The sequence below is a fragment of the Micromonospora sp. NPDC048999 genome (genome assembly GCF_040649295.1).
Lineage (GTDB): Bacteria > Actinomycetota > Actinomycetes > Mycobacteriales > Micromonosporaceae > Micromonospora.
Genome location: NZ_JBEZFI010000032.1, coordinates 61,574 through 68,768 on the forward strand (window position 1 = coordinate 61,574; position 7,195 = coordinate 68,768).

At 73.1% G+C, this 7,195-nt stretch carries 4 protein-coding genes and 1 tRNA gene; all 5 read right to left on the reverse strand.

Annotated features, from left to right (window positions below; all coding sequences use genetic code 11):
- Window positions 1-2 precede the first annotated feature (2 nt).
- Complete coding sequence (selA, locus tag AB0C02_RS25490) at window positions 3-1,295, reverse strand: L-seryl-tRNA(Sec) selenium transferase (protein ID WP_357551413.1); 1,293 nt, start codon at window positions 1,293-1,295, stop codon at window positions 3-5.
- Between the two features lie 46 nt (window positions 1,296-1,341).
- Window positions 1,342-1,437 (reverse strand) — tRNA-Sec (locus AB0C02_RS25495).
- Between the two features lie 46 nt (window positions 1,438-1,483).
- Window positions 1,484-2,593, reverse strand: a complete 1,110-nt coding sequence (nrfD, locus tag AB0C02_RS25500) for an NrfD/PsrC family molybdoenzyme membrane anchor subunit (RefSeq protein WP_357551415.1) — start codon at window positions 2,591-2,593, stop codon at window positions 1,484-1,486.
- Complete coding sequence (locus tag AB0C02_RS25505) at window positions 2,590-3,522, reverse strand: 4Fe-4S dicluster domain-containing protein (RefSeq protein ID WP_357551417.1); 933 nt, start codon at window positions 3,520-3,522, stop codon at window positions 2,590-2,592. The genes nrfD and AB0C02_RS25505 overlap by 4 nt, the downstream gene beginning before the upstream one ends.
- A complete protein-coding gene (fdh, locus tag AB0C02_RS25510; RefSeq protein WP_357551419.1) occupies window positions 3,519-6,788 on the reverse strand; it encodes a formate dehydrogenase in 3,270 nt (1,089 codons plus the stop codon). The genes AB0C02_RS25505 and fdh overlap by 4 nt, the downstream gene beginning before the upstream one ends.
- Window positions 6,789-7,195 lie beyond the last annotated feature (407 nt).

The window sequence follows — 7,195 nt, forward strand, 5'->3', positions numbered from 1 at the left end:
GCTCAGTCGCCCGCCCGCAGGATCGCCGCGTGGACGGTCTCGTCGGCGTCGACCGGCACGCAGCGCAGGTCGAGCAGCACCCGGCCGCGCAGCACCCGGCCGAGCACCGGCGGCTCGCCGGTGCGCAGCGGCTCGGCGTACCGCTCCGGCAGGCTCAGCGCCCACGAGTCGAGCGCCACGCCGGGGGCGCCGCCGCCGCCCACCACCGCCGCGCTGGGCACCACCTCGGCCTTGCAGCCGTCCTCGCCGAGCCGGTCGCGCAGCCGTTCCGCCCGGTCGCGCAGCGCGGCCGGGGCCGCGTGCAGGGCGTCGCGGGTGGGGGTGGTCGGGGCGTACAGGGTGGCGGCGAGCGCGGCGAGGGTGAGCTTGTCCACCCGCAGCGCCCGGGCGAGGGGATGCCGGCGCAGCCGTTCGACCAGGTCGGCCGCGCCGAGCAGCAGACCGGCCTGCGGTCCGCCGAGCAGCTTGTCGCCGCTGGCGGTGACCAGGTCGGCGCCGGCGCGCAGGGTGGTGGCGGCGTCCGGCTCGTCGGGCAGCAGCGGGTCGGGGGCGAGCAGCCCGGAGCCGATGTCGACGACCACGGGCACGCCGAGGGTGGCCAGTTCCCGGACCGGCACGGCCGAGGTGAAGCCGGTGACCACGAAGTTCGACGGGTGCACCTTCAACACGAACCCGGTGCGGGGGCCGACCGCGGCGGCGTAGTCGGCGAGCGCGGTGCGGTTGGTGGTGCCGACCTCGCGGAGCCGGGCGCCGGTGCTCTCCAGCAGGTCGGGCAGGCGGAACCCGTCGCCGATCTCGACCAGTTCGCCGCGGCTGACCACGATCTCCCGGTCGGCCGCGAGGGCGGTGGCCGCGAGCACCAGGGCGGCGGCGCCGTTGTTGACCACGTGCACGGCGGGCGCGTCGGGGACGGCGGCGGCGAGCGCGTCGAGGGCGGTGCGGCCGCGCCGGGCCCGCCGCCCGGTCCGCAGGTCCAGCTCCACATCGGTGTGCCCGGCGGCCGCGGCGAGGGCCGCGACGGCGGCGGCGCTGAGCGGGGCGCGGCCGAGGTTGGTGTGCAGCACGACCCCGGTGGCGTTGAGCACCGTGCGGGGCGTCGGGGCGGGCAGGTCGGCCAGCGCGGCGTCGCGCACCTCGTCGGGGTTGAGTTCGCCGTGGCGGGCACGCTGCTGGGCCCGGAGGATCGCCGCCTTGACCCGGTCGCGGCCGAGCGTGCCGGCGGCGGCGGCAAGGGCCGGGTCGGCGAGCAACGCGTCGGTACGCGGCACGCGCCGTCGCGGGTCGGCGTCTCGCATCAGTCTCCCTGGCATGCCTGGCGGGAGGCTGAGCCCCACGGCTGCTTGGCGGAGACGGACGGGAATCGAACCCGCCTGGCCCGGGTCCCGGACCACACCGGTTTTGAAGACCGGGAGGGGCACCAGCCGCCTGAACGCCTCCACGCAGCAGTCAACCACAGCGCCCGCACCGCCCGCGCGGTGAGGTGTCAGTCCTGCTCGGACCTGCGCCGGTTGGCGCGTTCTCGCTGCGGCACGACCGTGTAGCGGGGGTCCTTCGCCGAGGCGACCCCGCCGTGGAAGATGCCGAACCGGGTGCAGAGGGCGGCGGCCAGCAGCGCGCCGCCGGAGAGGGCGGACAGCGCCCGGCTGCGGCGACCGACCAGCGCGCCGGCCAGCCCGGCCACGGTCAGCGCCCGGCCCGCCCGCAACAGCCGGCCGGCGGCGCCGGTGGTGTAGGGCTCGCTGAGCAGGCCGAGCCGGTGCTCCACCCGGTGTGAGCCCCACAGCTCCAGGGCCGCGCCGGCGACCGCGAACCGCCGGGCCGGGCCGGCCTGCGCGGTGGGCGCGGCGAGCAGCCCCACGCCGGCGCCGCTGGCCAGGGCGCTGCCGGCGAAGATGACCGGCAGTTCCGGGTACGCCTCGTGCCAGGACGGCACGGCCGTGTCAGCCAGCAGCACCCCGGTGTACGTGGCCAGCGCCGGGGCGGTGACGGCGGCGACGAGCCCGGCGGCGTGCCCGGCCGGGGGCAGCAGCCGGCGGCCCAGACCGAGCGGCCCGCGCTCGGGCAGCCAGGGGGCGGCTTCGGCGATCGCGGCGACCCCGGCGGCCGGCCCGAAGACGGTGAGGATCCAGGTGCCCACGGACATCGGCGAGGTCAGCTTCGCCACCCGCAGCATGTGGTGGAAGCGGCTCGGCCGGCCGAGGTCGTTGACGAGGAAGTAGGCGCTGGCGGTGACCGCCGCCAGGGAGGTGACCCGGCCGGCGCGGCGCAGCGCCGGCCGCCCGGTGAGCTGCCCGCCGGCGGCGAGCAGCGACGACCCGGCCGCCAGCCCGCCGGTGAACAGGTACGCGGCGATGTCCCATTTCCACACCGGGGCCTTGAGGACGGGCCGGCCGTAGTAGGAGGTGAACTCGGCCGGCGGCACGTTCACCTGCTCGCCGCCGCCCCGCCGCCCCCGCCGCCCCCGCCGGCGGACCGGCTCGGCGTCGCGGGGCGGGTGCGGGGTCGGCCCGTCGAGGCGTTGCGGCCCCTCGGCGGCCAGCCGCTCCCGGAAGCGGCGGAACAGGGCGCCGACCGGGGGGCGGTCCGGACTCACGAGGAACCTCCAACGAACGCGGCGACGGCGGCCGCCGCCATGGCCAGGGCGGCCAGCCCCGCCCGCTTCCACATCTTCGGCAGATCCCGGGTGGTGACCACCGGATCCGGTGGCAGGCCGTACACCTCGGGCTCGTCGAGCAGCAGGAAGAACGCGCCGTCGCCGCCGACGCCGTCGTTCGGGTCGTGGCCGTAGAGGCGAGCCTCCGGCACTCCCCGCTGATGCAGGGTGGCGACCCGCTCGGCGGCGCGTACGCGCAGCTCGTCGAGGGGGCCGAACTGGATCGACTCGGTCGGGCAGGCTTGCGCGCAGGCCGGAGTGAGCCCGGCGCCGAGCCGGTCGTAGCAGAGCGTGCACTTCCACGCCCGGCCGTCGCCCTTGCGCTGGTCGATGACCCCGTACGGGCAGGCCGAGATGCAGTAGCCGCAGCCGTTGCAGATGTCCTCCTGCACCACCACCGTGCCGAACTCGGTGCGGAACAGCGCGCCGGTCGGGCAGACGTCCAGGCAGGCCGCGTGGGTGCAGTGCTTGCAGACGTCCGACATCATCAGCCAGCGGAAGTCGGTGCGTGACTCGACGCCGGTGGCCCGCCCGGGCGGCTCGGAGCCGGGCATGCCGAGGAACTGCGGGCCGGCGGCCTCCCGGGCGGCGCCCTCCGGCTGCCCGGCCGGACGCGGCTGCTCGATGAACGCGACGTGCCGCCACGAGTTGGCCGTCAGCGCGCCGGTGTTGTCGTACGACATGCCCAGCAGGTCGAAGCCCGAGTCGGGGACGCCGTTCCACTCTTTGCAGGCCACCTCGCAGGCCTTGCAGCCGATGCAGACGCTGGTGTCGGTGAAGAAGCCCACCCGGGGCGGGGCGTCGGTCCACCCGGCGTCCGGGGCGGGGTCGAGCGGCCCGTAGAGGCTGTTCCCCTCCAGCCGCGTCATTCGTTCCCCCCGTCCGCGCCGGCCTCCGTGGTAATGATCGGGGTACGGTACTCCCGGGTCAGCCCGGCGCGCCGCTGGTAGTCCCCGACCAGGTCGAGCAGGGCCGGCCCGGTGGGGCGCCGGCCGGGCCGGATGTCGCAGGTGCCGACCTTGCTCTCCTGGATCAGCACGTTCGGATCCAGGGTGATCCCGAAGAGGTCGTTGACCGAGTCACCGGTCACCAACCCCTCCCGGCCGAAGTGGTACGGCAACCAGACCTGGTGAATCACCCGTCCCTCCACACGAAGCGGGGTGAGCCGGTCGGTCACCAGCACCTTGGCCTCGATCGCCGCGCGGCCGGTGATCAGGTGCGCCCAACCCAGCTGCGCCAGCCCGACCTCCGCGGCCAGCGCCGGCGACACCTCCACGAACATCTCCGGCTGCAACTCCGCCAGCGGTCGCACGAAACGGCTCATGCCGCCGGCGGTGTGATGCTCGGTGAGCCGGCTGACCGTGAAGACGTACGGGAAGACCTCGCTGTGCTGCTCCGGCGGGCTCGGGTTCATCCGGTTCACCGGATGGGTGTAGACCTTGCGGGTCGGGTTCGCCTGCTGGCCGTACATCGGGTTGCGCATCGGCGACTCGGCGGGCTCGTAGTGCGTCGGCAGCGGCCCGTCGAAGACCCCGGTCGGCGCGTACAGCCAGCCCTTGCCGTCGCCCTGCATGACGAAGGGGTCGTCGCCGGCGATCCCTTCGGGGCCCGAGGCGTCCCTGGGCGGCCGGTACGTGGGTGGTTTCGTCTTCTCGAAGTCCGGCACGTCGTACCCGGTCCACTCCTGCTGCTCGGCGTCCCACCAGACGTACTTCTTCCGCTCGCTCCACGGCCGACCCTCGGGGTCGGCGGAGGCCCGGTTGTAGAGGGTGCGCCGGTTGGCGGGCCAAGCCCAGCCCCACTCGGCGGCGACCCAGTCCTGCTCGTGCCGGGGCTTGCGCCGGGCGGCCTGGTTCACCCCGTCGGCGTACACCCCGGAGTAGATCCAGCAGCCGATCGCGGTCGAGCCGTCGTCGCGGGCCTCGGCGAACCCGCCGAGCGGACGGCCGGTACGTACGTCGAAGCCGTTGATCTCGCGTAGCACCGCCTCGGCGCTCGGCTCCGCCTCCGGCCCGTGCGTCGGGTAGTCCCAGGCCAGATCGAGCAGTGCCCGGTCGCGCGGCTTGTCGGAGCCGGCCAGCTTCTGGCGCAGCGTGCGGCCGAGGTGATAGAAGAACCACAGCTCGGAGCGGCAGTCGCCCGGCGGATCCAGGGCCTTCTCCCGCCACTGCAGCAACCGCTGCGTCTGGGTGAAGGTGCCCTCCTTCTCCACGTGGCTCGCCGCCGGCAGGAAAAACACCTCGGTGCGGCACTCCTCCGGCACGATCTCGCCGGTCTCCACCTCCGGGCTGTTCTTCCAGAACGTGGCGCTTTCGATCATGAACAGGTCACGGACGACCAGCCAGTCGAGGTTGGCCATGCCCAGCCGCTGGGCCCGGCCGTGCGCGGAGCCGACCGCCGGGTTCTGGCCGAGCAGGAAGTAGCCCTTCACCTTGCCGTCGATCATGTTCAGCACCTGCTGGTACGTCCCGTGATCGCCGGTCATCCGCGGCAGGTAGCCGTAACAGAAGTCGTTCTCCGGCGTCGCCGCGTCCCCCCAGTACGCCTTGAGTAGGCTTGCCGCGAAGGCACCCGCGTTGCCCCAGAAGCCCTTCTGCCTCGGGTGGCGGATGCTCCCCACCCAATCGGCAAAGGTCGGGTGCTGGGCGTGGTGCGGCATCGGCAGGTAGCCCGGCAGCAGGTTGAACAGCGTCGGGATGTCCGTCGAACCCTGGATGCTGGCATGCCCGCGCAACGCCAGAACCCCACCGCCCGGCCGGCCCACGTTTCCCAACAGCAGTTGGATGATCGCCCCGGTGCGGATGTACTGCACGCCGACGCTGTGTTGGGTCCAGCCCACCGAGTAGACCAGCGCGCCGGTCCGCTCCCGGCCCGAATTCTCCGTCCAGGCCCGGGCCAGCTCCAGGAACTTCTCCTGCGGGATGCCGCAGACCCGCTCGACCATCTCCGGCGTGTAGCGGGAGAAGTGCCGCCTGAGGATCTGGTAGACGCAGCGTGGGTGCTGCAGTGTCTCGTCGCGCTCGGTCTGGCCGGGCGTCGGCATGCCGTGCGACTCGTGCCGCAGCCCGGCTGCGGTCTCCCGCTCCGTGCCGGTGTCCGTGGCCCCGCCGTCGCGTTCCTGCCCCGCGTACTGCCAGCTCTGCTGGTCGTACGCCCGGGTCCGCGGGTTGAACCCGGAGAAGAGGCCGTCGAGGTCCTCCGTGTCGACGAACTGCTCGCTGACGATGGTCGCCGCGTTGGTGTACGCCAACACGTACTCCCGAAAGTCCAGCTCGTTCTCCAGGATGTACCGCACCACGCCGCCGAGCAGCGCGATGTCGGAGCCCGCCCGGATCGGCAGGTACGTGTCGGCGAGCGCGCTGGTCCGGGTGAACCGGGGATCTACGTGAAAGACCTTCGCGCCCCGCTTCTTGGCCTCCATCACCCACTGGAAGCCCACCGGATGCGCCTCGGCCATGTTGGATCCCTGGATGACGATGACGTCAGCGTTGGCGAGATTCTGCTGGAAGTCCGTCGCCCCGCCGCGACCGAAGCTGGTCCCCAGACCGGGGACGGTGGCGGAGTGTCAAATGCGGGCCTGGTTCTCGATCTGGAGTGCCCCCATCGCGGTGAACAGCTTCTTGATGAGGTAGTTCTCCTCGTTGTCGAGGGTCGCCCCGCCCAGGCTGGAGATGCCCAGCGTCCGGTTCAACGGCCGGCCCTCGTCGTCGACGTCCTCCCAGGTCTCATCGCGGGCGGCGAGGATCCGGTCGGCGATCATGTCGAGCGCAACGTCAAGGTCCAGATCCTCCCACTCGGTCCCGTACGGCCGGCGGTAGCGGACCTTGGTCTGCCGCAGCGGGCTCGTCACCAGGCTCTTGCTGGCCGAGCCCTTCGGACAGAGTCGACCGCGGGAGATCGGGCTGTCCGGATCGCCCTCGATCTGGGAGACCCGGCCGTCCTTGACGAAGACCCGCTGCCCACAGCCCACCGCGCAGTACGGGCAGACCGACCGAGCCATGCTGTCGGCGGTCTCGGTGCGCGGCGTCAGGGCCGCCGATCGGGCCGACTGGGCGGCGGCCCCCCGGCCGAGCGGGTCGGTGCCGGTGAGCTGCCGGTAGACCGGCCACCCTTCGATGAAGGTCTTCAGGCCCACTGGGACACCTCCTCCCCCGCCGACGGAAGCTGACCTTCGAACCTTAGGCCAGCCGCCACACGCCCGCGACTCGTACCCAGAGACAGTGGCGCCCCGACCATCCGGTCGGGGCGCCACTGGGCGTCGGTGTGCAGGTCGCCTCTCGGCGAGTGGCACGACGCGGCTCCAGCCGGACGGTATTCCGCGAAGGCAAATTGGGTGAGGCCCGGGGACACTGGACACACCGACGCTCTGCACAACGGTACGAGGTGCGCCGGTCTTCCGCTGTCTCGGGTGATCGCCGTCACCCTGCTGTCCTGGCTGGTCACTCTTGAGGGTGGTTGCTCTTGGGGGCTGGGGGCGAGGGCGCAGCTCGTGCGGCACACTCTGCAGTGCACTCAGCATGACGAGCATGACGAGCGGCGTGA